This is a genomic window from Actinoplanes cyaneus (assembly GCF_016862095.1).
GTDB lineage: Bacteria > Actinomycetota > Actinomycetes > Mycobacteriales > Micromonosporaceae > Actinoplanes > Actinoplanes cyaneus.
Genome location: NZ_BOMH01000028.1, coordinates 368,879 through 392,977 on the forward strand (window position 1 = coordinate 368,879; position 24,099 = coordinate 392,977).

The following is a 24,099-nucleotide window of genomic DNA, read 5'->3' on the forward strand; positions in this document are numbered from 1 at the left end:
CGCGCGCCGCCGGGCACGGTCAACCGGCGCCCCCTCTGCGGGTGACGACATCGACCGATACCCGACAGTCGACTCCCGCGCCGGCCCTGGACGCCCCCGCCGAGGGCCGATGAGCAGCGCGAAGACGTAGAAGAAAGCCCCGGTATGTCCCGACCTTTGGAACCATGAGATCGAGACACGAACCGGAGGACGGTGAGATGACCGGCCACGAGGACCAAGGCCACCTGTACGCCACCACGCCGGACCCCGGCCTGCGCCGCAAACAGGTCGTCACCCTGGCCTGCGGCGCCCTCGCCGTGGTGGCCGGGGCGTATCTGATCACGACAGAGGTGATGGAGAGCAGCCAGGAGACGCTTCCCGAGCCGGCCGCCCTCGCCCCGCTGACCACGGCGGCGACGCCCGGGATCGACGGGACGGGCGTTTCGGTCGTACCGGGAACTCTCCGGGCTTCCCGGACGACCCATCCGGCGAAGAGCGCGAGGCGTGCGCCCTCCCCCACCCCGGACGATCTCGCGCCGGACGATCTCGCGCCGGCCGATCTGGCGTCGGCCGTGCCCGCGGCGCCGTCGGCGATGGTGGCCGCGGCGCCGCACGCCATGGTCACGCGCCGGGTCGAGACGATCCGCGACGGGACGGTACGGGTGTCGGCCGCCCGTTTCGACCTGAGCGGCCAGAGTGACCTGCGGCTCGCGGGCGACGCGGGCTTCCCGGCCGGTGGCGGCGTCAACTGCACGAACCGGGTGCGGCTCGACGCGGACGACCCGGCGTCGGCCCGGTCCGGTCTGCTGCTGTGCTGGCGCACCTCGGACGACCGCAGTGTGGTCACGATGGCGGTCGTCGCGCGGGGCTCACCGGACGCGCGGGACAGCGTCGACATCATCGAACAGGAATGGGCGGCGCTCGACTGAGCGCCGCCCGTCCCGCCTCACCCGAACTCAGCCGATGACGGTCCCGCTGATCGCGCCCGCGACCGTCGCCGTGGCCGGGACCACCACGCGGAACTGCTGGCCGCTGGTCAGGCCGTTGACCGTCACGGTGGTCGTCGTGCCGGAGGTGGTGAACTGCAGCGCCTTGCGCCAGGTGCCGGCGACGAGCTGCTGCACCTCGACGGGCAGGCCGGCCGGCGAGGCGATGCTGACCGTCATGACGCGGCTCGCGGTGCGGGTCGCCTTCACGGTGCTGCGCACGGTGTACGCCGCGGTGCCGGTCGCCGCCTCGTTCGCGTCGGTCGCGGCCACTCGCAGCTGCAGCTGGTAGCCGCCGGTGGCGACCCGGTTGAGCGTGACCACGCCGGTGGCCGAGGTGACCACGTCGACGCACTGGAACGTCTTGCCGGTCTCGGCGACGCAGAGCTGGGCGTTCTTCTTCGCCCAGGGCTGGCCGGCCGCGGTGACGGTGAAGGTGGTGACCGTCGTGCTGTTGTAGGCGAGGTCGGCCGAGGCGACGTTCGGGACGATGACCGGCTTGGCCTTGATCGCGGGGCTCTTCGACACCGACGGCGACGGCGACGCAGAGGTCGGCGCGGCGGTCGGCGCCTTCGAAGTGGGCGCGGTGGTCGGGGCGGTGGTCGGGGCCTTGGAGGTGGGCGCGGTGGTCGGCGCCGACGTGGGAGCGGTTGACGGCGCCTTGGAAACCGTCGGCGCGGTCGTCGGCGCACTGGTCGCCACGGTCGCGAGGGCGGCCACGGCGTCCACCCGGCCGTACCCGAAATCGTTGTCCTTGCCCGCCGTGCCGAGATCGACAGCGGACTTCACCATGGCCTGCTCGATCTGGTCCGGCGTCAGGCTCGGCTGCGCCGCCTTGAGCAGCGCCGCAAGCCCCGCGACGTGCGGCGACGCCATCGACGTGCCGCTCATCCCGGCGTAGCTGCGGCCCAGCGCGGACGGGTAGGTGCTGACGATGGCCGAGCCGGGCGCGGCCACGTCGACGTAGCTGCCCGCGTTCGAGTAGCTCGCCACCTTGTCCGCCGAGTCGGTCGCGGCGACCGCGATCACCCCGGCGTCGGCGCCCGGGTAGCTGGTCGGGCTGCCACTGGCCCGCTCGTTGCCGGCCGCGGCGACCACGGTGACACCCTTGCTGCGGGCGTACGCGACGGCGTTGCTGACCGCGGTCACCTTCGACGTCGAGCCGATCGACATGTTGATCACCTGAGCGCCGTTGTCGGCGGCCCAGACGATGCCCTCCGCGGCGTCGGACATGTAGCCGCTGCCGTCCGCGCCGAGAACCCGTACCGGCAAGATCTTGGTGTCGGGAGCGACCGAGGAGACGCCGATCGTGTTCCCGGTGACCGCGCCGATCGTGCCGGCCACGTGGGTGCCGTGCCCGTTCGCGTCGGTGTTGCCGCCGGACTTGTCGGCGATCGCGTCCCAGCCGGTCAGCACCTTGCCGGTGAGGTCGATGTGGGCGCCGTCCACGCCGGTGTCGACCACCGCGACGGTCACGCCGGCGCCGGTCGACTTCGTCCAGGCGTCGGTCGCGCGCATCGCGGTGAGATCCCACTGCTGGCCGCGGTAGAGGTCGGTGCCGGCCGGCGCCTCCAGCGCCACGGCCTTCGCGTCGAGCTCGACACCGACCGCGTTCTCCGCCTTCTGCGCCTTCTCGACGAGCGCGGCGGCGCTCTTCCGGTCGGTCGCGGTCTTCACCGTGACGACCGGCTTGCCGTCCTTGCCGACAGTGGTCGAGACGACCCGGGCCGGCTTCTCCGCCGAGACGGTGGGCGGGAGCAGCCGGTCGGCGCTCTCGGTGAGGCCGTAGGTGACCGGCGTCCAGTCAGCCGTCCCGGCAGGCAGGGCGAACGCGGCCACGCCGGCGAGGGCAGCGGTGGCAACGGCTCCGACGGCGTACCGGCGCAGAACAACCTTCATCGACCACAACCTCCAGCTCGGGGATGTGGTCCAGGTTCTTCAGCGTGGGTTGTGGCTTCCGGTCCGGCGGGGTTGCTGTCCGGGTGCGGCTCCGCTCCGCACCAGGCCGATCATGCGACAGTACGGCGTATTGCCTGTTCAGTGGGGTGCCAGGCCTCAGTTGCGTGCCCGACTCAGTGCAGCGCGACGGCTCAGTAGGGCGCGACGACGAACACCGAGCCGCTGCTGACGATCGTCGGGTTCGCGGCCCCGGAGCCGATCCCGCCGTTCGCGACGACCGTGACGATGTACGCGCCCTCGGCGACCCCGGTCAGGTTCAGCGTGCAGACGATCTCGGTGTCGGTCACCACGACCGCGCCCGTGCACTCGGCCTTCTCCCGGTTGCTGGTGGCGTCATAGGCCCCGTCGACCAGGAAAACGTGCGCGCTGGAGGTCGTCGGCGAGCCACCGGCGTCGAAGACGAGCGGCGTGAAGCCGGCGCCGGTGATGTCGAGGGTGACAGTGGTGGCGGCCGGCGCCGTGGTCGGTGTGACGGTGATGCCGTTGCTGTAGTCGAAGGTGATCGGGGTGTCGCTGGTGCTGTTGTCGTTGTCCGGGTCGAGGCTGCTCACCTTCCCGCCGGGAGTGTTGAGCAGCACCTCGAAGCCGGTGCCCGGGGCGTGCGCGCCGGTGGTCGCGGTGAAGCTGTTCCCGTCCGCTGCCACCTTGACGTTGGTGAGCGGGCTGCCGCCGATCGTGCCGGTGACGCCAGTGGTCACCGCGGTGAAGCCGGTGCCGGTCACCGTGATCGTCTTGCCGCCGGCGGCCGGGCTGCTGGCCGGGGTCACCGCGGCGATCGTGGGCTTCGCCACCACCGTGTAGGTGCCCGAGGCCAGCAGGTTGCTGGTGGTGGGGGCGTCGCTGTCGTAGACGCAGACGTTCCACTTGGCGGTGGTCAGACCGGCGGGCAGCACCAGGCCGGTGGTGTTGATCGTGCTGGTCACGCCGTTGGCGTCAGTGGTCGGGTACGACGCCGACGGCACCTTGAAGGTGATCTTCGTGCCGGTGATCCGGGCGACGTCGGCCGGGTTGACCTGGAGCACGCCGGCGCTGAGGTAGCCACCGGCGGCCGCGATCTGCGCCACGCTCCTGGCCCGCACGCTGCAGGTGTTGTACTGGAACTGCACCACCGGAACGCTGTTCACCACGAACGGGACCGGGTTGGCCGTCGTCGCGACGACCGAGCCGACCACCTTGTTGCCGCCACCGCTGAGGCCGACCGGGGTGTTCAGCGTCAGACTCAACGGGGTGGCGGCCCGCGCCGGGACCGCCCCCGATCCTAGAACGAGGGCAGTGCCCGCGATCGTGGCGAGAACCGCGCGTCGGAACGTACGCATCGAAGTCTCTTCCTGGTCTCAGTAAGGCGCGACGGTGAAGGTCGAGCCGCTGCTGACGATGGTCGGCGCGGCAGCGTCCCCGGCGTCGGCGGCACCGCTGGCCACCACCACGACGGAGTACGTCCCCTCGGCGACCTTGTTGCCGGTCGACACCGCGCTGGACGACGGGTCGAGGCGGTCCGCGGTGAGGTCGAGCGTGCAGACCATCTCGGTGTTGCTGGCCACCAGCACGCCCTTGCACTCCTGGACACCACGGTTGCTGGCCGCCACGTACGCGTCCTTGACCAGGAAGATGTGCGCGCTGGCCGAGGTCGCCGTCGCCTGGGCGCTCTTGTCGAAGATCAGCTGCTGGAAGCCGATCCCCTTGATCAGCAGGTCGACCTTCGTACCGGCAGGCGCGGTCTGCGGCGACACCTGGATGCCGTTGCTGTAGGTGAAGGTGATCGGGGCGTCGGCGGTGTCGTCGTCATCGTCCTCCGGCTGCCCGTTGTTGTCCGGATCCGTGCTGCTCACCGGGCCGCCCGGGGTGTTCACGGTGAGCGGGAGACCGGTCCCGGCCGCCCGCGACCCGGTGATCGCGACGAAGCTGTTGCCGTTCGCCGCCACCTTGATGCCGGTCAGCGGCGTCCCGCCGATGCTCGCGGTGGTCGCGTTGCTCGCCGTGGAGAAGCCCGCGCCGGTCACCGTGATCGTCTGGCCGCCGAGCACCGAACCGCTCGACGGGATGATCGCGGTGATCCTCGGCCGGATGCCGACCGTGTAGACCGCCTGGGCGAGCAGGCTGCTGGTCTCCGTCGACGGGGTGTCGTAGACGCAGATGTTCCACTTGGCGCTGGTCTGCGTCCCGGCCAGCACCAGTCCCGTGGTGTTGATCGTGCTGGTGCTGCCGTTGACCTGAGCCGGGTACGACGCGGACGGCACCTCGAAGGCGATCTTCGTGCCGAGCATCCGCTTCACGTTGTCCGGGTTGACGGTCAGCACCCCGGCGGTCGTGGCGTTGGTCGTCGCGGCGATCTGCGTGACCGCCCGGGCCTTCACCGAGCAGGCGTTGTACTGGAACTGCACGGTCGGGACGCTGCCCGCGGCGAACGGGATCGGGTTGGCGGCGCTGGCGGGAACCGTGCCGATCAGCGTGTTCCCGCCACCGCTCGGCCCGGTGGCGCTGCTCAGCGTCATCGTCAGCGCCGCGGCGGCCTGCGCCGGGGCAGCGGCCACTCCCAGGATCAGGGCGGTCATGGCGGCCGAGGACAGACAGGCCCGAGCCTTCTCGATCATGGGGATCCTCCCGCGCGGCTACGTCACGGACCGCTTCGAAGGCAGCGTAGCGACCTGATTGCTCCGCATTTGCGCAGAAAGGAAAATCCGCCGGACGCCCGCGGGAGGAACCTGAGAGACCGCTGTATTCGACCCGATATGTCCCGATCTTTGGAACCATGGGGGTTCGGAAGCCGCCCGGCGATGCCCGCTGGGCGGGTGCCAAGTCGAGACCCGTTGAAGGACGTGACATGGCCAACGAAGAACAGGACCAACCAACCCAGGACCCGATTCCCGTACGCCGTGGGCGGCGCCGGAAGCAAGCCCTGGTCGCGGTCGCCGGAGCGGCGGTCGCCATCTCCGGAGCTGCCTTCTTCGCCGGCAACCACTCGTCGGAGAACCAGCAGGCCGGCCGCGCGGAGCCACTCGCGAGCCCCTCCGCCAGTGCCTCCGCCGGCGCGACCGCCAGTGCTCCCGCCGAGCAGATCGGGAAGATCACGGCCGCCGGCGACAAGGAGGCGAAGGGCAAACCGGAGCCGTCGCTGCCGCAGTCGGCGAAGGACCGCGTCGACGCCGCCCGGAAGGCGGCCGCCAAGGACGGCGTGAAGATCACCCACCCGCTGCCCGCCAAGGAGGACCCGGCCAAGCAGGCCGCCGCGGCCCAGGCGAAGGAGGTGACGGTCGGCTCGGCCAAAGCGGGCGGAGCGATGCGGATCGTCACCCTGCGCGGCGACCTGAGCGGTCAGCGCGAGATCGGCTGGGTGGCCGGCGGCATCACCAAGCACGGCCCGACCTCATGCTCGCAGCGGTTCAAGCTCTACAACGAGCAGACGCCGAAGGAGCGGCCGAGCCTGCTGGTGTGCTGGCGGACCAGCGCCAAGCGCAGCGTCGTCGTGGCCGACACGAAGATCGGCGGCCGTCCCGACGTCGGCAGGAGCCTCGCGGTGATCGACCGCGAGTGGCGCAAGCTCGGCTGAGTACCGGAACACATCGGACGCCGGCCGTGATCTTCGCGGCCGGCGTCTCTGTTGCTGTGACGGGCGGTGGCCCGGAGCGCACGCTCCGGGCCACCGTCGTCCGGTGCTCCGTCAGCCGTCAGAAGGAGGCGACGGTGAAGGTCGAGTTGCTGGAGATACTGCTCTGCACGTAGGCGGGATCGGTGTGCACCGAGTTGAGGGCGGCGTTGCTCACGTACTGCAGGTTGTAGGAACCCTCCGGGACCACACTGTTCCCGCTGGTGATGACCGTGGTGACAGTGGCGGAAGCCGTGGCGTTCGCGGCGGCCGCCGCGACGTCCGTCAGGGCTCCGACCGTCCCGCTGGTCCGGGCGACGATCGAGGCCGGCAGGATGCCCGCCCCGCTGATCCACTTGCCCACATCGGTGGTCAGGATGACATCGTTGCCGGTGCCTGCGGCCGCAAGGCTATTGGCCCCGCTGCTGGTCGTCATCGCGGCGGTCCGGTAGTTCGTGCCGGTGATCACAATGGTGGCGCTGTTGGCCACCGTGCCGGAGGCGGGGTTGGACATGATCGCCTCCGTGTCGCTGACCACGGACTGAATGGTCGTCCCCGCCGGGATCTTCTGGCTCGCGAGGACAGCGGTGTCGACGACGGCCTTACCGACGTCGGTCTGGTCGAACGTGGCCGCAGCCGCGGTCAGCACGCGGCTTCCGGTGGTGGTGCCGATGGTGAGCGCAGCTCCGAACTTCGGCGCCGAGGCAAGAACCGCGTCACCGGCGGCGTTCAGCCGCTTGGTCAGGTCCAGCTTGCAGACCAGCTCGGTGTCGCTGAGCACCAGCACCTTGCCGCAGTCGGCGACCGGCGGGTTCGCCCGCGCCGTTCCGCCGCCGACGGCCGCGTTGCTGTAGGGACCCTTGCCGAGGAAGATGTGCGCTCCGGTGGTCAGGGTCGCACCCCAGGTCGCGCTCTCGAAGCCGACCCCGTTGACGACCACGTCGACAGCCCGGGTGTTGGGCGCGGTCTTCGGGTTCGTGACCAGCGCACTGGTGTACGCGAAGCCTTGTGTCGGCATCGTGTAGGAGCCGGCCGCCGTGGTGACCGTGAGCGCCGCGTTGTTGGTCGGGGCGTGCATCGGAGTCCGGGCGGTGAAGGCGGTGCTGCTGATCGGCGTGATGTCGGTCAGCGGCGACCCACCCAGCGAAGCGGTGATGGCGCCGGGCTCGGTCGGGAAGTTGGTGCCGGTGACCGTGATCAGGCTGCCGCCGAGCGCCGGGCCGGCCTTGGGAGAAATGCCGGTCGCGGTCTGGATCGTGGTGACCCGGTACGGGTTGCTCGCGACCAGATCGGACGACGTGGCGTCGCCGTTGTCCACCGTGCCGTTGTAGACGCACATGTTCCAGGGGACGCTGGAGGATCCGGCTGCCGTGGCAGCCGCGGTCATCGTCGGCTGGTCGGCGTAGAACAGCGTCGGCGTGGCGATGGCCAGCCGGTTGTTGCTGACCTTCCTGACCTTGTCGGCAGCGGGGTACTTGTAGGTGCCGGTGTCGTAGTCGTAGTCGGTTGGGCACGACGCGGCGGAGGTGAAGAGCACACCCGGTGCGTCGACGCCGGCCAGGAACGGGTTCGGCGAGGTGATGTCGAGGCTGGTGCCGCCCTGCCAGGAACCGATGGTCTGGCTCAGTGACAGCTGGCTGGCGGAGTACAGGGCGCCGGAGATCAGCAAGCTGGTGGCCGCGGCGCCGTTGTAGAAGCACAGGTTGTAGGGGGTCGGCGTGGACGCAGTGGAGGTCACCCCGGACGGCACGGTCACGCTCGCGGCCGCGTCACCGGTCTTGGTGACCGTGGTCGACAGGCCGGCGGCCGGCGTGCCGTAGGTCGCCGGGCACTCACCGGTTGCGAACTGCCCACCGACCGTGGTGACACCGGAGAAGATGCTGGTCGACGCCGTGACTCCGACCGTGTTGCCGCCACCGGTCAGGCCGAGCGCCGGGTTCAGTGTCGGCACCGTGCCCACATTGACCGAGTAACCGTTCTGCGCACCGTGGCGGGCAGTGGTGCCGCCGACCGTGTCATAAACGCAGGCGACGTACCGCTTGGCCTGCCCGCTGGTGCCCGCGGTGGCGCCGATGGGCATGTCGAACGTCACTGTCTTGGTGACGTTGCTCGACTCGGCCACGGTCGCGGTCAGAATCGTGGTCGACGCTACCGGGATCGTGGCGGCGCACACCGGGGTCGTCGTGCCGGGCGCCGTGAGGATCATGACCCGGTTCGCGGCGGTGGTCGATCCCGTGACGAAGGTGACGCCGTCGGTGTCGGTGATGGTGACCCGGCCGCCGACGGCCACCACCGGAGGGCTCACCGTGACCGCGGCGAACGCCGCCGTCGGAGCCGCGAGCAAGGCGGCACCCACCGCTCCCGTGGTCAACCCGGCGGCCGCCGCCAGCCGGGCTTTCGAGCGTGACTTGGACTTACGCATGCGAGGTCCTCCTACGGGTCCCCATGGACCACGTCGCTGGATTGCTGGGCCCCGGCGTCCGGATGAACCGTCGCGGGCCGTCTCGCCGGAAGCGTACCTATTCGTAGGTATTCAAATCCTCGAACCAGGAAAGAATAGGAAATGTCAGACAATCCATTATGGTGACCGATAGGAAATAGCCAAAAGTCGATATAAAGAGGCATGCGGTGGCCCGGAGCGTAGGCTCCGGGCCACCGCATCGGTGGCATTTACCGTCAGAAGGCGGCGACGGTGAAGGTGGAGGTGCTGGAGATCTGGCTCTTCACGTAGGCGGGGTCGGAGGTCACCGCGCCGCTGGCGGCGTTGCTCACGTACTGCAGGTTGTAAGCGCCCTCCGGAACCGGGATGTTGGTGGCGGCGATGACGGCCGTGGTCGAGGCTGTGCCGTTACCAGCGGAAGCGTTACCGCTCAGGGTCACACTTGTCCCGCTGTTGACGGTGCCGATCGTCCGCGGCGTGGTGACGTTCGTGCCGACGACGTACTTGGTCTGGTCCGTCGTGAGGAAGGTTCCCGCCGCCGCCGTAACCGCGCCGGAGGCAGCGCTGGTGGTGACAATGCTGACCTGCCGGTTGAAAGGCGAAACCAGGAACACCCCGGCGGCAGTGAGCACGCCGGTTGCGGCGTTCGACAGAACCGCTGTGGTCCCGTTCGACATCACGTCGGTGATGACAGTTCCCGCCGGGATCACCGGCGCGGCATCGGTGTCGACGACGGCTTTACCGATGTCCGCGGAGGTGAAGCTTCCGCCCGTGATCAGACGACTACCAGCGGCCGAGATCGGGGTGCCGCCCAGCGCGGTCGGTGCGACGCTGTCCAGCAGGGAGTTGCCGTTGGCGGCCAATCGAGTGGTGAGATCCAGCTTGCAGATCAGTTCGATGTCGCTGAGCACCAGCACCTTGTTGCAGTCGGCGATCGGCGGGTTCGCGCGGGTCCCGCTGATGTCCACGGAGCTGTAGTTTCCCTTGACCAGGAAGATGTGCGCCCCAGAGGTGAGAGTGTCGCTCCACCCGGCGCTCTCGAACCCGACGCCCTTGACGACCACCTCGACGGCCCGGTTGTTGGGTGCCGTGTTCGGGGCCGCGATCAGGGAACTGGTGTAGGAGAAGGCGCTGGCCATCGTGCTGGAACCACCCGCTGTGGTGACCACCAGCGAGACGTTGTTGGCCGGCGCGTGCCGCGGGATGCGGGCGGTGAACGCGTTGGTGCTGATGGGCGTGATGTCGGTCAGCGCCGTGCCACCCAGCGTGGCGGTCAGGGTGCCGTCGGTCGGGAAGGCGGTACCGGTCACGGTGACCAGGCTGCCGCCCAGCGCCGGCCCAGCCTTCGGGGAGATGCCCGACACCGTCTGGATCGTGGTGACCCGGTACGGGTTGCTCGCGACCAGGCTGGACGATGTAGCCGGGGTGTCGGTGTCCACCGCGCCGCTGTAGACGCACACGTTCCACGGGACGCTCGTGGCCCCGACCGCCAGAGCCCCGTTCATCGTGGTCTGGTCGGCATAGAGGTTCGCCGGCACGCTGGTCGCCAGGCGAGTGTTGCTCAGCTTGCGGATGTTGTCGGGACCGACCGCTTTGATCGTCCCCGCGTCGTCGTCGTAGGCGGCCGGGCACGCCGCGCTGGTGAAGAGGACGCCCGGATCGTCGATGCCGGCCAGGAACTGGTTGGGCGAGGTGACGTTGATGTTGTTGCCACCCTGCCACGGACCCATGGCCTGGCTCAGCGACAACTGGCTGGCTGAGTACTGGGCGCTGGAGATCAGCGCGCCGGAGGTAGCGGTGCCGTTGTAGAAGCACATGTTGTACACGGTCGGCGTGGTGGCGGTGGAAGTCACTCCGGCCGGCACAGTCAGGTTCACGGCGGCGTCACCGGTCTTGGAGACCGTGGTGGACATGCTGGCGGCCGGGGTGCCATAGGTCAACGGGCACTCCACACCGGTCGCGAACTGCGCGCCGATCGTGGTGACACCGGAGAAGACGTTGGTCGACGTGGTGACTCCGACGGTGTTGCCACCACCGGTCACGCCGAGAGGCGGGTTCAGCGTCGGCGCCGTGCCCACATAGACCGGGTAACCGTTCTGCGCGCCCTGCCGGGCAGTGGAGCCGCCGACGGTGTCGTAAACGCAGGCCACATACCGCTTGACCTGCCCGTTGGTGCCCGCGGTGGCGCCGGCCGGCATATCGAACGTCACCGTCTTGGCCGTGTTGTCCGACGAGGCCACGGTCGCGACCAGAACCGTGGTCGACGCCGTCGGGAGCGTGGCGGCACATACCGGGGTCGTGGACCCCGGCGCGGTGAGGATCATGACCCGGTTCGCCGTGGTGGTCGAGCCCGTGACGAACGTGACGCCGTCGGTGTCGGTGACGGTGACCCGGCCGCCGACGGCCACCACCGGAGGGCTCACCGTGACCGCGGCAAAGGCCGCCGTCGGAGCCGCGAGCAAAGCGGCACCCACCGCTCCCGTGGTCAACCCGGCGGCCGCCGCCAGCCGGGCTTTCGAGCGTGACTTGGACTTACGCATGCGAGGTCCTCCTACGGGTCCCCATGGACCACGTCGCTGGATTGCTGGGCCCCGGCGTCCGGATGAACCGTCGCGGGCCGTCTCGCCGGAAGCGTAACTATTCGTGGGAGTTCAGTAGCGTAGAGTAAGAAAGATCCCGATATGTCAGACCAAAGACAGTAAACTTCGTTGTTCGCCGATGAATCGCGAGCCGGCGGGTGTCACCACCGGCCCGGAGCACCGCACGAGATCTGACGTTTAATCATTAGGGCCGCCTTACCTAATAGAGGCTTGCCTAACAATTTCGATTTCCAGGAATTCGTTTAGGAAATCGTGTATACCCCCTCCGAGAATGGTTACATTCGAGGAAAGTCGAGGGAGGGACGCGCGATGACTCAGATGATGAACATGCCGAGGGTTCAGACCTGTACGGTTACGGACTGTGGCTACAACCACGACGGATGCACCGCGTTCGCGATCACGATCGGGGACCTGAACGCGGAGTGTGACACGTTCATCGGGTCCGGACTCAGTGGCGGCATGGGCGTGGCGACCGCTCAGGTGGGCGCCTGCAAGCGGGCCGACTGCAAGTACAACAGCAACCTGGAATGTCAGGCCCCGGCGATTACCGTGGGCGCTTCGACGGACCGGGCGGACTGCCTGACGTACGAGAAGTAATTGATCTGATCGAAGCAAGGGCCCGCCCAGGTGGCGGGCTCTTTCCATGTCCGGCGTTGACAGCGGGGATCGACCACGCTAGGTTCGTCTCACATCGAGTAAGACTCACACCGAGAAGTACTCATAACGAGAAGGACCTGATCATGACGGACGCGGAGAGCTTCCTGGCTGAGTACGACCCCCGGGAGTACCCGCCCGTCGCCGTGACCGTCGACGTCGTGGCGCTGACGATCCGGGACGGCAAGCTCTGCGTCCTGCTCATCGAGCGCGGCGAGCAGCCCTTCGCCGGCCACCGCGCGCTCCCGGGCGGTTTCGTCCGCGACGAGACGCTCGACGAGGCCGCCCGGCGCGAGCTGGCCGAGGAGACCGACGTCCGGCTCGTCGAGGACCGGGTGCACCTGGAGCAGCTCGGGACGTACGGGAATCCCGGTCGTGACCCCCGGATGCGCGTCGTCTCGGTCGCCTACCTGGCGTTCGCCCCGCACCTTCCGGAGGCGACCGCCGGCAGTGACGCCGCCCGGGCCTACTGGGTGCCGGTCGAGGAGGCGAAGGACCTCGCCTTCGACCACGACCAGATCCTGGCCGACGGGCTGGAGCGGGCCCGCGACAAGCTGGAGTACACGCCGCTCGCCACCGCGTTCGTCGGCACCGAGTTCACCGTCTCCGAGCTGCGGGCGGTCTACGCCGCGGTCTGGGGCGAGGAGCTGCACGCGGGCAACTTCCACCGCAAGGTGCTGTCCGTGCCGGGGTTCGTGGAGAGCACGGGCGGGACGGTGGCGCGCGGCGGTGAGCGCGGCGGGCCCAAGGCGAAGCTCTACCGGGCCGGCGACGCGCGGTTGCTGCACCCGGCTCTGTTGCGGCCGACCAGGGAGGACAGAGTCCGATGAACCCGGGTTACGCGAAGAGGTTCGACGAGACGGCCGCCCGGATCGCGGCGGCCAGCACGTTCGCCGAGCTGACGGACGAGGCGGGGGTCGGCATCGACCGCCAGGCCTACCGGACCCTTGCCAAGATCGTCCACCCGGACGTGGCGGACGCGGCGCGGCGCGGGCCGGCCAACGAGGCGTTCGCCAAGCTCAACGCGCTCTACAACGCGAGCGCCCGCTACGACCCGCGGGACCGCAAGGAGCCTCGCGAGCCGGAGGTGAAGGGCGACCTGGCGGACCTCTTCGACGACGGTGACCTGCTGGTCAAGGTCGTCCGGGACCCGGCCAACAACGATCTGATGGCCGCCGAGGCCGCCGCCCTGCGCCGCCTGCGCACGCACGGGCGCCCCGCCTACCGCGCCTACGCGCCCGAGCTCAAGGACACGTTCGGCTACCACGGCCGTACCGTCAATGTCGTCGCCCGGCAGCGGGGCTTCCGCAACCTGGCGGAGATGCCGGTGCCGGAGCCCGCCGATCTGGTCTGGATCTGGCGGCGGCTGCTGGCCGGCCTGGGCTGGGCGCACCGGGCCGGCGTCGTGCACGCGGCGGTGTTCGAGGAGCACGTCCTGATCGACCCGCGGGTCCGCGGGCTGGTCCTGGTCGACTGGTGCTACTCCACAGCGATCGGCCGGCGACCGAAAGCGCTCATCGCCCGGCGGGAGTCGCATTACCCGCCGGAGATCCCCACGGCGCGGCCCGTCACCGCCGCGACCGACATCCATCTGGCGTCCGGCCTGATGAAACGCCTCTTCGGGCCGGCCATGCCGGACCCGTTGCGGCGGTTCGCCGACGGCTGTCTGTACGACGCGCCACGGATGCGCCCGCAGAACGCGTGGCAGCTCCTGGCCGAATTCGACCAACTGATCCCCCGGCAGTACCGCAAATAGGAGGCACGACATGGGAAGCGGACGCTGGTCCACCGACGTCTACACCGCGGCGGAGAACTTCCGTGCGGCGAGCGGGCAGAGCGCCTTCGCCTACAGCGACAGCGGCGCCCGCAAGGCACACCCGTCGCTGGACCCCGACGGCGTCTTCATGCGGGAGTGCCGGGACAGCGACGAGCACCCGATGAGCACGCCGATCGTGGTGATGTTCGACGTCACCGGCTCGATGGGCGCCGTTCCGCGGGTGCTGCAGACGAAGCTGCCGCAGCTGCTGGGCATGCTGACCCGCAGGGGGTACGCGACCGACCCGCAGATCATGTTCGGCGCGATCGGTGACGCCACCTGCGACCGGGTGCCGCTGCAGGTGGGTCAGTTCGAGTCGGACAACCGGATGGACGAGGACCTGTCGCGCATCGTGCTCGAGGGCGGCGGTGGCGGGCAGAAGCGCGAGTCGTACGAGCTCGCGATGTACTTCCTGGCCCGGCACGTGGTGCTGGACTCGATGATCCAGCGGCGCAAGAAGGGCTACCTGTTCCTGATCGGGGACGAGCTGCCGTACCGCAAGGTCAAGCCGGCCGAGGTCAAGCGGGTGATCGGCGACGACCTGGCCGAGGCGATCCCGGTCGAGTCGATCGTGGCCGAGCTGCAGCGCAAGTTCGAGGTGTTCTTCATCCTGCCGGGCGCGGCGAGCTACGGCGGGGACCGCGAGGTGCTCCAGACGTGGCGCGCGCTGCTCGGGCAGAACGTGCTGGAGCTCGACGACCTGGACGCGGTCTGCGAGACGATCGCGCTCACGGTGGGGCTGGGTGAGGACACCGTCGACCTCGACGAGGGTCTGGACGATCTCGCCTCGTACGGGTCGTCGGCCACCGGCTCGGTCGCCGGCGCGCTGGCCCCGTTCACGAGCAGAACGCCGCAGATCAGGCGGCTGTGATGACCGAACACGTCGCGGTCGTCGATCTGGGCTACGGGGACGCCGGCAAGGGAACCGTCGTCGACGCGCTGTGCGGGCGCCGCACGACCCGGGCGGTGCTGCGCTTCAACGGGGGAGCGCAGGCCGCGCACAACGTGGTCACCGCGGACGGCCGGCATCACACGTTCAGCCAGTTCGGCTCGGGCACGCTGCGTGGCGTGCCGACGCACCTGACCCGGTTCATGATCGTGGACCCGCTGGCGCTCTCCGCCGAGGCGGCCGCGCTCGGGAATCCGTACGAGCTGCTCACGGTGGACGGCGACGCGCTGCTCAGCACGCCGTGGCACCGGGCCGCGAACCGGCGCCGGGAACGCGCCGACCGGCACGGCTCGTGCGGCATGGGCATCGGCGAGACCATGGCGTACGCGCTGGGCAACCCCGACGCTCCCCGGGTCGCCGACGTGCTGAACCCGGCGCGGCTGCGGCGCCGGCTGGAGAAGGTGCAGGAGGCGTACGGCTTCGGCGGCACCCCGGTCGACGACGTGGTGGACGCGTTCACGGCGTTCGGCCGCGCGGTCCGGATCGTCCACGAGAGCTGGACGATGCGGCTGCTGGCGGAGGGCCCGTGCGTCTTCGAGGGCGCGCAGGGGGTGCTGCTCGACGAGTGGCGTGGCTGGCATCCGCACACCACCTGGTCGACCACGACGTTCGACAACGTGGCCGAGCTCTGCCCGTCGTTCCGGCGGCTCGGCGTGGTGCGCACGTACACGACGCGGCACGGCGCGGGCCCGTTCGTCACCGAGAACCCGCTGCTGGACCTGCCGGAACGGCACAACGGGCACGGCGAGTGGCAGGGCGCGTTCCGGACCGGGCACTTCGACGCGGTCGCGCACCGGTACGCCGTGCAGGTGGCCGGCGGCGTCGACGAGCTCGCCGTGACCCATCTCGACGTGCCGGCCCTGCACGGCGAGCTGAAGATCTGCACCTCGTACCGGGTGGACGGCGAGGTGGTCGACCGGATCGTCCCCGGCCCGGCCCGCGACCTGGCATATCAGGAGCGGCTGACCGGCTGGCTGAGCCGGGCCCGGCCCGGCGCGCTGCACCGTCCCGCCGACTGGGCGGCCGAGATCGGCGGCCTGCTCGGTGCCCCGGTAACCCTGGAGTCGTACGGCCCGCGCAGCACCGACAAGCGTTTCGTCTCCGCGGGAGTACATCCGCCATCACGGATACGACTCCCGGCGTATTGCCTGGTCTGACCGCTCGGAGAACGCTGAGAGCATCGGTTTTGAAGGGGGAAAGCCCGATGCGTTCCGTTTACCGCGGCCTGTCCGGTCTGATCACACTCGGCGTCGTCATCCAGTTGGCGGTGGTCGCCGCCGCCTGGTTCCTGATCCTCGACGACGTCGACAACGGCGGCGTCTTCGACAACAACACCCGCAACTGGGGTCACGACGTGCACAGCGTCGTCGGCATGACGGTGATCCCGCTGCTGGCCATCGCCCTGCTGGTGGTCTCGTTCTTCGCCCGGGTCCCGGGCGGGGTCAAGTGGGCCGCGCTGACGTTCGGCGCGGTCGTCCTGCAGATCGTCCTCGCGTTCGCCAGCTACGGCGTGCCCGGGCTGGGCGCGCTGCACGGCCTCAACGCGCTCGCCGTCGCCGGCCTCGCGCAGATGGCCGGGCGGCAGGCCACCAAGGCCGCGGCCGTACCCGTCGCCGTCGCCTGATGCGCACGTCGAGACGGGCCGCCATCGCCGTGGTGGCGGCCCTCGCCGTGCTCGGGCCGGTCGGCTGGTTCTGGTACGACAGCCTGGTCCCGGGCACCTACGACATGGCCGCCATGGGGTACGCCGACCACGGGGGCGGCACGCCGGTCGAGCACGACCACTCCGCGGGGATGTCGGTCGCCGATCTGCGGGGGCCGAGCGGGACGCCGGACGTGACGGTGACGGTGACCGCCCGCAAGGAGGGCGCGAAGTACACGCTGAACGGCACGACGCCCGGCCCGGAGATCCGCGCCGAGCAGGGACAACTGATCCAGGTGACGCTGGTGAACGAGTCGGTGCCGGACGGGGTGACCCTGCACTGGCACGGGGTGGACGTGCCGAACGGCGAGGACGGCGTCGCCGGGATCACCCAGGACGCGGTCCGGCGGGGGCAGAGCTTCGTCTACCGGTTCGTGGCGCGGGACGCGGGCACCTACTGGTACCACTCGCACCAGGTCTCGCACGAGCAGGTCAAGAACGGCCTGTTCGGCGCGCTGGTCATCACGCCGCGAGGGCCGAGGACCCCGGACCAGGTCGCGATGATCCACACCTACCAGGGAAGACGCACGATCAACGGCACGCCCGGCGTCACCGCGCTCACCGCGAACCGGCTCCGGCTGATCAACACGGACGCCGGGCCGATCCGGGTCTGGGTCAGCGGCACCACCTTCCGCGTCACGGCGATCGACGGGCACGACGTGGGCGAGCCGCCCCCGGTGGCGGATCGGGCTGTCCTGGTCACCGCGGGCGCGCGCGTCGACCTGCACCTCGACGGCCCCGGCCGGGTCGACGCGGGCGGTGGCGTGGCGGTCGCGACCACCGGCGCCGGCGCGGTCCCGCTGCCCGCGGAGACGGTGGACTTCCTCTCGTACGGCAAAAGCGCTCCTCTGGGTTTCGACCCTTCGAGAGCCAACCGCGATTTCCGGTACGACATCGGCAGGCGCTTCGGATTCCTCGACGGCCGGCCGGGGATGTGGTGGACGGTGAACGGCCACCTCTTCCCCGACGTCCCGATGTTCATGGTGCGCACCGGCGACGTGGTCCGGATGACCCTGCACAACGGCAGCGGCGAGGTCCACCCCATGCACCTGCACGGCCACCACGTCGTGGTGCTGAGCCGCAACGGCGTCGCCGCGACCGGCAGCCCGTGGTGGACGGACTCGCTGGACGTGAACGACGAGGAGACGTACGAGATCGCGTTCGTGGCCGGCAACCCGGGCATCTGGGCCGACCACTGCCACAACCTGGAGCACGTTCCGGAGGGGCTGGCCGTGCACCTGGCCTACGCCGGGGTCCGCAGCTCCTTCCAGGTCGGCGGCCCCAACGGCAACACCCCGGAGTGACCTCTCAGAGGTACATGCCGGTGGGCGCGGGCGGGCGCGGCACGGTGACCGGCTCGGCGCCGGTCTTCAGGGCGTAGAGCTCGGCGAGCGTCGCGCCGTCCGGCCCGATGCCCTTCGACGTGCCGAGCCAGTCGGCCGCCTCCCGGTACGGCAGGCGGCCCACCTCGATGCTGGCCAGGCACCGCCCGGGCCGGACCACGGCCGGGTGCAACGAGGACAGGTCCTCGTTGGTGGTGATGGCGATCAGCGCGTTGCGGCCCTGGCCGAGCAGTCCGTCGGTCAGGTTGAGCAGGCGCGACAGCGACTGCCCGGCGCTCGCCTTGGCGTCACCGCTGATCAGCTCGTCGCAGTCCTCCAGCATGAGCAGCCGCCACTTCGGCTCGTCCTCCTCGCCGCTGCCCAGGGCGACGCTCATCAGGTACGCCGGGTCGCCGAAGAGCCGTTCCGGGTCGAGCACGCAGTCGACCTGGCACCACGAGCGCCACTGCTGGGCGAGGGCGCGCAGCGCGGTGGTCTTGCCGGTGCCGGGCTCGCCGTGCAGGAGCAGCAGGCGGCCGGTGACACTGGACCCGTCGATGGCCATCAGCCGTTCGAGGGTCTCACCCACCGGGCGGGCGTAGTTGCGCTTGATCGTCTCCCACGGCGCGGCGCCGATCTCGCGCTGGGTGCGGCGCGGGCCGTGCGGCCCGAAGTGCCAGAAACCGACCGGCACGCTGTCGTCGGCCGGCTCCGGCTCCTCCACCGCGTCGGCGGTCACCGCGGTGAGGATCGTCTCGGCCAGCTCGCCGCTGGTCGCGGTGACGGTGACCCGGGCGCGGCGGCTCTGCTTCCAGCGCATGACGTGCAGGGTCCAGCCGTCGCCGACGCTGAGCCGGCCGTGCCCGTCGTCCTCCACCGCGTCCCGCACGACGCGGGCGCCGGGGACGGTCAGCGGCGCCTCGGCGCGCAGGTTCTCCAGCCAGGTGGTGCGGCCGAACGGCTCCCGGCCGCTGACGAACGGGTCGAGCGCGAGCAGATCGACGAGGTCCACCAGGCGGTCGCCGTCGTCGACCGAACCGGAGACGGCCATGGGAGCGGGCGCGCCGGCGGGCGTGCGGGCGGCCGGGACCGCCGTACCGTTGGCGCGGTCGAGGGGCTGGTGGGGGGTCCGCATCATCCCATGATCGCGGCCGGATGGCCTGGTGGCATCCCCTTTTTCCGCGCCATCCGCGCCCACCGGGTGGGTTGCGTCCCCCGCTCCGGCCAGTTCCGGCCGGGGTCCGGGCAGGCGGTCCGGCGTGCGGCCGCCTGCTTTCTCCCCGTACGTCCCCGGCGTCTCGTGGACGGTAACGGTTGTCAGAGTCTCGTCAGCAGGAAGAGCGGGATCACCCGTTCGGTCTTGGTCTGGTACTCCGCGTAGTTCGGAAACGCCTCGACCGCCCTCGCCCACCAGACCTCCCGCTCGGCGCCGGAGAGCTCCCGGGCCGTGTAGTCGTGCCGCTCCGCGCGGTCCTGCACCTCGACGTGCGGATTGTTGCGCAGGTTGTAGACCCACACCGGGTTCTTCGGGGCACCGCCGAGGGAGCCGACCGCCAGGTATTCGCCCTCGTGCTCGACCCGCATGAGCGGGGTCTTGCGCAACTTCCCGCTCTTCGCCCCGAGCGAGGTCAGGACGATGATCGGCCTCCCCTGCATGTCGTTGCCCTCGGCGCCGTCGGACGCCTCGAACTTCTCGGCCTGGGTGCGTGCCCACCCCACGGGGCTGGGCTCATAGTCACCGGTCAGCGGCATAGGCCCGAGTCTACGGCGGATCACCGGCACCTCAACCGCACCCGGCGGCCGACCGGATCGCACCGGATCGGACAGACCTTTTGAGTCAGGACGGTCGCGGGGCGGCCGGGCGACGAGGGGGACGGGATGAGGGTGTCGACGCGGGGACGGATGGTCGCGGGTGCGCTGACGGCGGCGGTGATCGCCGGGCTGGGCGCGCTGGCGCTGCCGCACGGCTCGACGGACTGGCAGCCGGTCTCGCACGCGGCGACCGCCCACCCGGCTGGTGTCACCACGACCTGGGCCGGCGCCACCACTAGTCCGGCCGGCGCCACCGCGAGTCGGGCCGGCGGCGCCACGACCCGGGCCGCGTTTGCCGTGGCCGGGCACACGCTCGCGGCCGACCCCGTGACGATCCTGCCGGCCGAGGTGTCCCCGGCCCGCCCGGCCCGGGTCGTCGGCACCGCCCTGGACGCGGACGGCCGTCCGGTGATCACCGTGCGGGAGGCGACCGACCGCGCGACGGCGACGCACCTGGTCCGGCAGGCGCAGCAGGCCACGAACGCGCTCGGGGTGGAGGTCGACGGCGAGGTGCACGCCCTGGAGGCGCCGGGCGGCTCCGATCCGTACCGCGGCAGGCAGTGGGATCTCACCACGATGAACGTGCCCGCGGCGTGGCAGCGGTCCACCGGTCAGGGTGTGACCGTCGCGGTGATCGACACCGGCGTGGACGCGAGCCACCCGGACCTGGCCGGTCAGGTGCTCACCGGGTACGACGCCGTCGCGGACACGGGCGGCGGCGACACCGACCCGCACGGGCACGGGACGCACGTGGCCGGCACGATCGCGGCGCTGACCGGCAACGGGATCGGCGTCTCCGGGATCGCGCCGGACGTCACGGTGCTGCCGGTCAGGGTGCTCGACGCGAAGGGCGTCGGATACGACTCGGACACCGCCGAGGCGATCGTCTGGGCCGCCGACCACGGCGCCGACGTGATCAACATGTCGCTGGGCGGGACCGCCCGGTCGACCGCGGTGACGAACGCCGTCGCGTACGCCAGGGGCAAGGGTGTCGTCGTCGTCGCGGCGGCCGGCAACGAGCGGGCGCAGGGCAGCCCGGTCAGCTACCCGGGGGCGGACCCGGGCGTGATCGCGGTGGCCGCCACCGACTCCGGGGACGTGGTGGCGCCGTACTCGAACGCCGGAGGCTATGTCGACGTGGCGGCGCCCGGCAGCGGCATCCTCAGCACCTATCCGACCGCGCTGGCCGCCAGTGGGTACGCCACGATGAACGGCACCTCGATGGCGTCGCCGCACGTGGCAGCGGCCGCGGCGCTGCTGCTCGGCACCCGCCCGGACCTCACGCCGGACGCGGTGGAGTCGGCGCTGGAGAGCACCGCGAAGGACCTGGGCACGGCCGGGAAGGACACCGATTACGGGTACGGCCGGATCGACGCGGCCGCCGCGCTCGCCGCGATCACCGGAGCACCGCCGGTCACCCCGTCGCCCACCGTCACCACTCCCCCGGTGGTCGTCGCCGAGGTCGCCGTCAGCACGAGTGTGACCGGCCGGTCGGTCGCCTACGGGACGCGGACCAGCACCACGTTCAAGGCGACCCCGTGGGCCGGGAAACCCGCGTCACTGTGCGTCTCGGTGGCCGGTGGATCGTGGTCGTGCAGCATCGTGCGGACCAGCTCGACCGGCACGTACACGCTGACCCGGGTGGCCTCCGCGTCGTTCCGCGCCCGTCTCTCGGTGGCCGCCACGGCGACGAACAGTGCGGCGTCGGCCACCACGACGTACACGGTGAAGGCGGTTGTCTCGGTCAGCCGCACCAGGAGCCGGACGCTGACCGTGAAGGTGACCGGCGCCACCGGCCAGAAGCTGGTCGTGCAGCGGTACGTGAACAGGCGCTGGAGCACGGTGAAGACCTACAGCGCCACGAGCAGCCGCAAGATCACCGGTCTGGTCCGCGGCGGCGCCTACCGGGTGGTGCTCTCCTCGAACGCGAAGGTGCTCGGCGTCACCAGCAAGACGGTGAAAGCCTGAGCGAACATGCGGTTTACTCATACCCCATGGGCATCATCTCCCGGGGCTTCGGCGGGCGGCGGCGTGACTCCGCGCCGGATCTGCCGCCCGGCCAATACCTGACACACGACTTCCCGGTGCTCTCCGCCGGTCCGACCCCGCGGATTCCGCTGGACCGGTGGAGCTTCACCATCACGACCGAGGCAGGCCAGAAACACACCTGGGACTGGGCGCGGTTCACCGCCCTGCCGTCCGAGGAGATCACCAGGGACATCCACTGCGTGACCAAGTGGTCCAAGCTCGGCACCACGTGGAAGGGTGTCTCGCTCGACACGCTCTTCGCCGACGTGGAGACCGCGGCGGACTACGTGATGGCCCACAGCAAGGGTGGCTACACGACGAACGTGCCGCTCGAGGACCTGCTCGACGGGCAGGCCTGGATCGCGTACGAGTTCGACGGCGAGCCCCTCGACCCCGAGCACGGCGGCCCGGCGCGGCTGCTGATCCCGCATCTGTACTTCTGGAAGTCGGCCAAGTGGGTCAACGGCCTGGAGATGATGCACGAGGACGAGCCCGGCTTCTGGGAAGCGGCCGGCTACCACATGTACGGAGACCCGTGGCACGAACAGCGCTACCAGGGCGACTGACCTGGCAGGCCGCGACGGTCACCGCGGTTCGCCAGGAGACCCCGTCGGCCCGCACGCTCGTCCTCGACGTTCCCGGCTGGCCCGGCCACCTGCCCGGCCAGCACCTCGACCTGCGCCTGACCGCGGAGGACGGGTACTCCGCGCAGCGCAGCTACTCGATCGCGTCCGACTGGCCCGGTGACGGCCCGGTCGAGATCACGATCCAGCGGCTGGAGGACGGGGAGGTCTCGCCGTACCTGACCGACGTCGTCGAGACCGGTGACAAGATCGAGCTGCGCGGCCCGATCGGCGGCTGGTTCGTGTGGCGCCCGGCCCAGCCGGCCCCGGTGCTGCTGGTGGCCGGCGGCTCCGGCGTGGTCCCGCTCATGTCGATGATCCGCGAGCGCGGCCGGCTGCGCGCCCGTCAGCCGTTCCGGGTCATCTACTCGGTGCGCACGCCGGAGGACGCGTGCTTCGCCGACGAGCTGAAACGCCGCGTCCGCGACGACGCCGGCCTGGACGTGCACTTCGTCTACACCCGCTCGGCGCCCGACGGCTGGCCCGCACCGCCGAAACGGATCGACGTGGCCACGATCAACAGCCACGGCTGGCCGCCCGACTTCGCGCCGGACGTCTTCGTCTGCGGCCCGACGTCGTTCGTCGAGACGGTCGCCGACATCCTGGTCGCCCTCGGCCACGACCCGAAGAAGATCCGCACCGAGCGCTTCGGCGGCAAGTGATGGAGCTCGACGGCAACGCGCTCGCCGGTGACCTGGCCGAGGTCTTCGCGGTCGAGATGACCACGGCCCGGTTCACCTGCGCCGGCTGCCGGCACGCGGACGCGGTCGCCACCCTCCGCGTCTGGACCCGGGCCCCCGGCGTCGTCGCCCGCTGCCCGAGCTGCGGCGACGTCGTCCTCAGCCTGGTGCGCACCCCGGCCCGGGTCGTCCTCACCCTCACCGGCACGGCCCGCCTGGAACTCCCGGTCTGAGACACGAACCGATTCGCGCGTACGCCCGGGGCCGCGCTCCTGCCCGGCCCCGGCTCGCCCCCGGCCCGCCGCGCCGCGCGCTTGCCTCGCCCCGGCTCGCGCGCCCGGTGGCGCACGGCAAGATCGCATAGAGTCGACGGCTGTGGCGGCACCGGCGGTTCTCAAGGACGTTTTTCTCGCACACCAGCAGCACTGGGGTGAGGAGGACGGCGGTTACCTCTTCGAGGACCCGGCCGGCCCGCTCCCCCGGATCGACGTGCTGGTCTACCGTCCGTCCGGCCGGACCGGGCTGACCACGTTCACCACGATCGGCATGGCCGCCCGTCCGTTGCCAGGCGGCGGCGGCCTGGCGGAGCTCCAGTTCTCCCGGCGTGGTGTGCTGACCGAGCGCGCCGAGAACGAGATCGCCCGCCAACTGGCGAACCTGGCGGTCCACCCGTTCCTGGCCGGCGCCGCGCTGGACTGGGGTCACCTGATCGGCCTGGGGCAGGACTTCCCGACGTTCCCGGGCTGCCACGCGGTCTTCCTCTCCGGGCCGCTGACCGAGAACGCCCGCGACTACCTGCAGACCGGCGAAGGACCGGTCCGGGTCCTCAACGTCATCCCGATCACCGACGTCGAGCGCGACCTGGGCCGGGTGCTGACGCCGATCGAGTTCGTCCAGGCCCTCCTGTCCCGGGTGGACATCCTCGCCGAACGCCCCGCCTGACCCCGCGGGCCGGTCCGGGTCTCC

General features: G+C 70.6%; 21 protein-coding genes. 14 read left to right on the forward strand and 7 right to left on the reverse strand.

Features of this window, described 5'->3' with window-relative positions:
• The first annotated feature begins 164 nt into the window (after positions 1 to 164).
• Positions 165 to 908, forward strand: a complete 744-nt coding sequence (locus Acy02nite_RS19565; RefSeq protein WP_203742493.1) for a hypothetical protein — start codon at positions 165 to 167, stop codon at positions 906 to 908.
• A gap of 27 nt (positions 909 to 935) precedes the next feature.
• Here the strand turns inward: Acy02nite_RS19565 and Acy02nite_RS19570 are convergent, their stop codons facing one another.
• The 3 genes from Acy02nite_RS19570 to Acy02nite_RS19580 all read right to left on the reverse strand — a co-directional run bounded on the left by Acy02nite_RS19570 (position 936) and on the right by Acy02nite_RS19580 (position 5,515).
• Positions 936 to 2,864, reverse strand: a complete 1,929-nt coding sequence (locus tag Acy02nite_RS19570) for a S8 family serine peptidase (protein WP_203742494.1) — start codon at positions 2,862 to 2,864, stop codon at positions 936 to 938.
• 191 nt (positions 2,865 to 3,055) lie between these two features.
• Positions 3,056 to 4,240, reverse strand: a complete 1,185-nt coding sequence (locus Acy02nite_RS19575; RefSeq protein ID WP_203742495.1) for an IPT/TIG domain-containing protein — start codon at positions 4,238 to 4,240, stop codon at positions 3,056 to 3,058.
• An 18-nt stretch (positions 4,241 to 4,258) separates the two neighbouring features.
• The gene (locus Acy02nite_RS19580; RefSeq protein ID WP_203742496.1) at positions 4,259 to 5,515 is read right to left on the reverse strand and encodes an IPT/TIG domain-containing protein; all 1,257 of its coding nucleotides are present in this window, start codon (positions 5,513 to 5,515) and stop codon (positions 4,259 to 4,261) included.
• A gap of 230 nt (positions 5,516 to 5,745) precedes the next feature.
• Between Acy02nite_RS19580 and Acy02nite_RS19585 the strand changes: the two genes are divergently transcribed.
• Positions 5,746 to 6,471: a hypothetical protein gene (locus tag Acy02nite_RS19585; protein WP_203742497.1), complete on the forward strand. Its 726-nt coding sequence runs from the start codon at positions 5,746 to 5,748 to the stop codon at positions 6,469 to 6,471.
• A 118-nt stretch (positions 6,472 to 6,589) separates the two neighbouring features.
• Here the strand turns inward: Acy02nite_RS19585 and Acy02nite_RS19590 are convergent, their stop codons facing one another.
• Together Acy02nite_RS19590 and Acy02nite_RS19595 are read right to left on the reverse strand one after the other, a co-directional pair.
• Positions 6,590 to 8,929: an IPT/TIG domain-containing protein gene (locus Acy02nite_RS19590; protein WP_203742498.1), complete on the reverse strand. Its 2,340-nt coding sequence runs from the start codon at positions 8,927 to 8,929 to the stop codon at positions 6,590 to 6,592.
• A gap of 254 nt (positions 8,930 to 9,183) precedes the next feature.
• A complete protein-coding gene (locus Acy02nite_RS19595) occupies positions 9,184 to 11,487 on the reverse strand; it encodes an IPT/TIG domain-containing protein (protein ID WP_203742500.1) in 2,304 nt (767 codons plus the stop codon).
• Between the two features lie 369 nt (positions 11,488 to 11,856).
• Here Acy02nite_RS19595 and Acy02nite_RS19600 point away from each other — a divergent pair, with 369 nt between their 5' ends.
• The 7 genes from Acy02nite_RS19600 (at position 11,857) to Acy02nite_RS19630 (ending at position 17,972) form a co-directional block, all read left to right on the forward strand.
• Positions 11,857 to 12,144 carry a DUF1540 domain-containing protein gene (locus tag Acy02nite_RS19600; protein WP_203742502.1) on the forward strand — a complete coding sequence of 96 codons (288 nt, stop codon included), beginning with the start codon at positions 11,857 to 11,859 and terminating at the stop codon, positions 12,142 to 12,144.
• Between the two features lie 143 nt (positions 12,145 to 12,287).
• Positions 12,288 to 13,031 carry an NUDIX hydrolase gene (locus Acy02nite_RS19605; protein WP_203742505.1) on the forward strand — a complete coding sequence of 248 codons (744 nt, stop codon included), beginning with the start codon at positions 12,288 to 12,290 and terminating at the stop codon, positions 13,029 to 13,031.
• Complete coding sequence (locus Acy02nite_RS19610; protein ID WP_203742507.1) at positions 13,028 to 13,957, forward strand: hypothetical protein; 930 nt, start codon at positions 13,028 to 13,030, stop codon at positions 13,955 to 13,957. Before Acy02nite_RS19605 ends, Acy02nite_RS19610 begins: the two co-directional genes overlap by 4 nt.
• 10 nt (positions 13,958 to 13,967) lie before the next feature.
• Positions 13,968 to 14,888, forward strand: coding sequence for a hypothetical protein (locus tag Acy02nite_RS19615; RefSeq protein WP_203742509.1), 921 nt, complete (start codon positions 13,968 to 13,970; stop codon positions 14,886 to 14,888).
• A complete protein-coding gene (locus Acy02nite_RS19620) occupies positions 14,888 to 16,123 on the forward strand; it encodes an adenylosuccinate synthetase (protein WP_203742511.1) in 1,236 nt (411 codons plus the stop codon). Before Acy02nite_RS19615 ends, Acy02nite_RS19620 begins: the two co-directional genes overlap by 1 nt.
• 47 nt (positions 16,124 to 16,170) lie before the next feature.
• Positions 16,171 to 16,590 carry a DUF6220 domain-containing protein gene (locus Acy02nite_RS19625; RefSeq protein ID WP_203742513.1) on the forward strand — a complete coding sequence of 140 codons (420 nt, stop codon included), beginning with the start codon at positions 16,171 to 16,173 and terminating at the stop codon, positions 16,588 to 16,590.
• Positions 16,590 to 17,972 carry a multicopper oxidase family protein gene (locus Acy02nite_RS19630; protein ID WP_203742515.1) on the forward strand — a complete coding sequence of 461 codons (1,383 nt, stop codon included), beginning with the start codon at positions 16,590 to 16,592 and terminating at the stop codon, positions 17,970 to 17,972. The genes Acy02nite_RS19625 and Acy02nite_RS19630 overlap by 1 nt, the downstream gene beginning before the upstream one ends.
• A 4-nt stretch (positions 17,973 to 17,976) precedes the next feature.
• On the opposite strand, the gene Acy02nite_RS19635 is transcribed toward Acy02nite_RS19630, so the two are convergent.
• On the reverse strand, positions 17,977 to 19,125 hold the full coding sequence (locus Acy02nite_RS19635; protein WP_203742517.1) for a DUF5925 domain-containing protein: 1,149 nt from the start codon (positions 19,123 to 19,125) through the stop codon (positions 17,977 to 17,979).
• Positions 19,126 to 19,307: 182 nt separating this feature from the next.
• Positions 19,308 to 19,742 carry a nitroreductase family deazaflavin-dependent oxidoreductase gene (locus Acy02nite_RS19640; protein WP_203742519.1) on the reverse strand — a complete coding sequence of 145 codons (435 nt, stop codon included), beginning with the start codon at positions 19,740 to 19,742 and terminating at the stop codon, positions 19,308 to 19,310.
• A 126-nt stretch (positions 19,743 to 19,868) separates the two neighbouring features.
• Between Acy02nite_RS19640 and Acy02nite_RS19645 the strand changes: the two genes are divergently transcribed.
• The 5 genes from Acy02nite_RS19645 (at position 19,869) to Acy02nite_RS19665 (ending at position 24,075) form a co-directional block, all read left to right on the forward strand.
• The gene (locus Acy02nite_RS19645) at positions 19,869 to 21,770 is read left to right on the forward strand and encodes a S8 family peptidase (RefSeq protein WP_239175004.1); all 1,902 of its coding nucleotides are present in this window, start codon (positions 19,869 to 19,871) and stop codon (positions 21,768 to 21,770) included.
• A gap of 26 nt (positions 21,771 to 21,796) precedes the next feature.
• The gene (locus tag Acy02nite_RS19650) at positions 21,797 to 22,396 is read left to right on the forward strand and encodes a sulfite oxidase-like oxidoreductase (RefSeq protein WP_203742521.1); all 600 of its coding nucleotides are present in this window, start codon (positions 21,797 to 21,799) and stop codon (positions 22,394 to 22,396) included.
• Entirely contained in the window at positions 22,366 to 23,115 is a 750-nt protein-coding gene (locus tag Acy02nite_RS19655; RefSeq protein WP_239175005.1) for a ferredoxin reductase, read from the forward strand. Before Acy02nite_RS19650 ends, Acy02nite_RS19655 begins: the two co-directional genes overlap by 31 nt.
• Positions 23,115 to 23,366, forward strand: a complete 252-nt coding sequence (locus Acy02nite_RS19660) for a DUF6510 family protein (protein WP_203742522.1) — start codon at positions 23,115 to 23,117, stop codon at positions 23,364 to 23,366. Before Acy02nite_RS19655 ends, Acy02nite_RS19660 begins: the two co-directional genes overlap by 1 nt.
• Positions 23,367 to 23,508: 142 nt before the next feature.
• Complete coding sequence (locus tag Acy02nite_RS19665) at positions 23,509 to 24,075, forward strand: suppressor of fused domain protein (protein ID WP_203742523.1); 567 nt, start codon at positions 23,509 to 23,511, stop codon at positions 24,073 to 24,075.
• The last annotated feature ends 24 nt before the right edge of the window (positions 24,076 to 24,099 follow it).

What these genes read in the sequence shown, in the direction of transcription:
- Acy02nite_RS19565 (WP_203742493.1), top strand. Translation starts at nt 165, where the DNA reads ATGAGATCGAGACACGAACCGGAGGACGGTGAGATGACCGGCCACGAG.
- Acy02nite_RS19570 (WP_203742494.1), bottom strand. Translation starts at nt 2,864, where the DNA reads ATGAAGGTTGTTCTGCGCCGGTACGCCGTCGGAGCCGTTGCCACCGCT.
- Acy02nite_RS19575 (WP_203742495.1), bottom strand. Translation starts at nt 4,240, where the DNA reads ATGCGTACGTTCCGACGCGCGGTTCTCGCCACGATCGCGGGCACTGCC.
- Acy02nite_RS19580 (WP_203742496.1), bottom strand. Translation starts at nt 5,515, where the DNA reads ATGATCGAGAAGGCTCGGGCCTGTCTGTCCTCGGCCGCCATGACCGCC.
- Acy02nite_RS19585 (WP_203742497.1), top strand. Translation starts at nt 5,746, where the DNA reads ATGGCCAACGAAGAACAGGACCAACCAACCCAGGACCCGATTCCCGTA.
- Acy02nite_RS19590 (WP_203742498.1), bottom strand. Translation starts at nt 8,929, where the DNA reads ATGCGTAAGTCCAAGTCACGCTCGAAAGCCCGGCTGGCGGCGGCCGCC.
- Acy02nite_RS19595 (WP_203742500.1), bottom strand. Translation starts at nt 11,487, where the DNA reads ATGCGTAAGTCCAAGTCACGCTCGAAAGCCCGGCTGGCGGCGGCCGCC.
- Acy02nite_RS19600 (WP_203742502.1), top strand. Translation starts at nt 11,857, where the DNA reads ATGACTCAGATGATGAACATGCCGAGGGTTCAGACCTGTACGGTTACG.
- Acy02nite_RS19605 (WP_203742505.1), top strand. Translation starts at nt 12,288, where the DNA reads ATGACGGACGCGGAGAGCTTCCTGGCTGAGTACGACCCCCGGGAGTAC.
- Acy02nite_RS19610 (WP_203742507.1), top strand. Translation starts at nt 13,028, where the DNA reads ATGAACCCGGGTTACGCGAAGAGGTTCGACGAGACGGCCGCCCGGATC.
- Acy02nite_RS19615 (WP_203742509.1), top strand. Translation starts at nt 13,968, where the DNA reads ATGGGAAGCGGACGCTGGTCCACCGACGTCTACACCGCGGCGGAGAAC.
- Acy02nite_RS19620 (WP_203742511.1), top strand. Translation starts at nt 14,888, where the DNA reads ATGACCGAACACGTCGCGGTCGTCGATCTGGGCTACGGGGACGCCGGC.
- Acy02nite_RS19625 (WP_203742513.1), top strand. Translation starts at nt 16,171, where the DNA reads ATGCGTTCCGTTTACCGCGGCCTGTCCGGTCTGATCACACTCGGCGTC.
- Acy02nite_RS19630 (WP_203742515.1), top strand. Translation starts at nt 16,590, where the DNA reads ATGCGCACGTCGAGACGGGCCGCCATCGCCGTGGTGGCGGCCCTCGCC.
- Acy02nite_RS19635 (WP_203742517.1), bottom strand. Translation starts at nt 19,125, where the DNA reads ATGCGGACCCCCCACCAGCCCCTCGACCGCGCCAACGGTACGGCGGTC.
- Acy02nite_RS19640 (WP_203742519.1), bottom strand. Translation starts at nt 19,742, where the DNA reads ATGCCGCTGACCGGTGACTATGAGCCCAGCCCCGTGGGGTGGGCACGC.
- Acy02nite_RS19645 (WP_239175004.1), top strand. Translation starts at nt 19,869, where the DNA reads ATGAGGGTGTCGACGCGGGGACGGATGGTCGCGGGTGCGCTGACGGCG.
- Acy02nite_RS19650 (WP_203742521.1), top strand. Translation starts at nt 21,797, where the DNA reads ATGGGCATCATCTCCCGGGGCTTCGGCGGGCGGCGGCGTGACTCCGCG.
- Acy02nite_RS19660 (WP_203742522.1), top strand. Translation starts at nt 23,115, where the DNA reads ATGGAGCTCGACGGCAACGCGCTCGCCGGTGACCTGGCCGAGGTCTTC.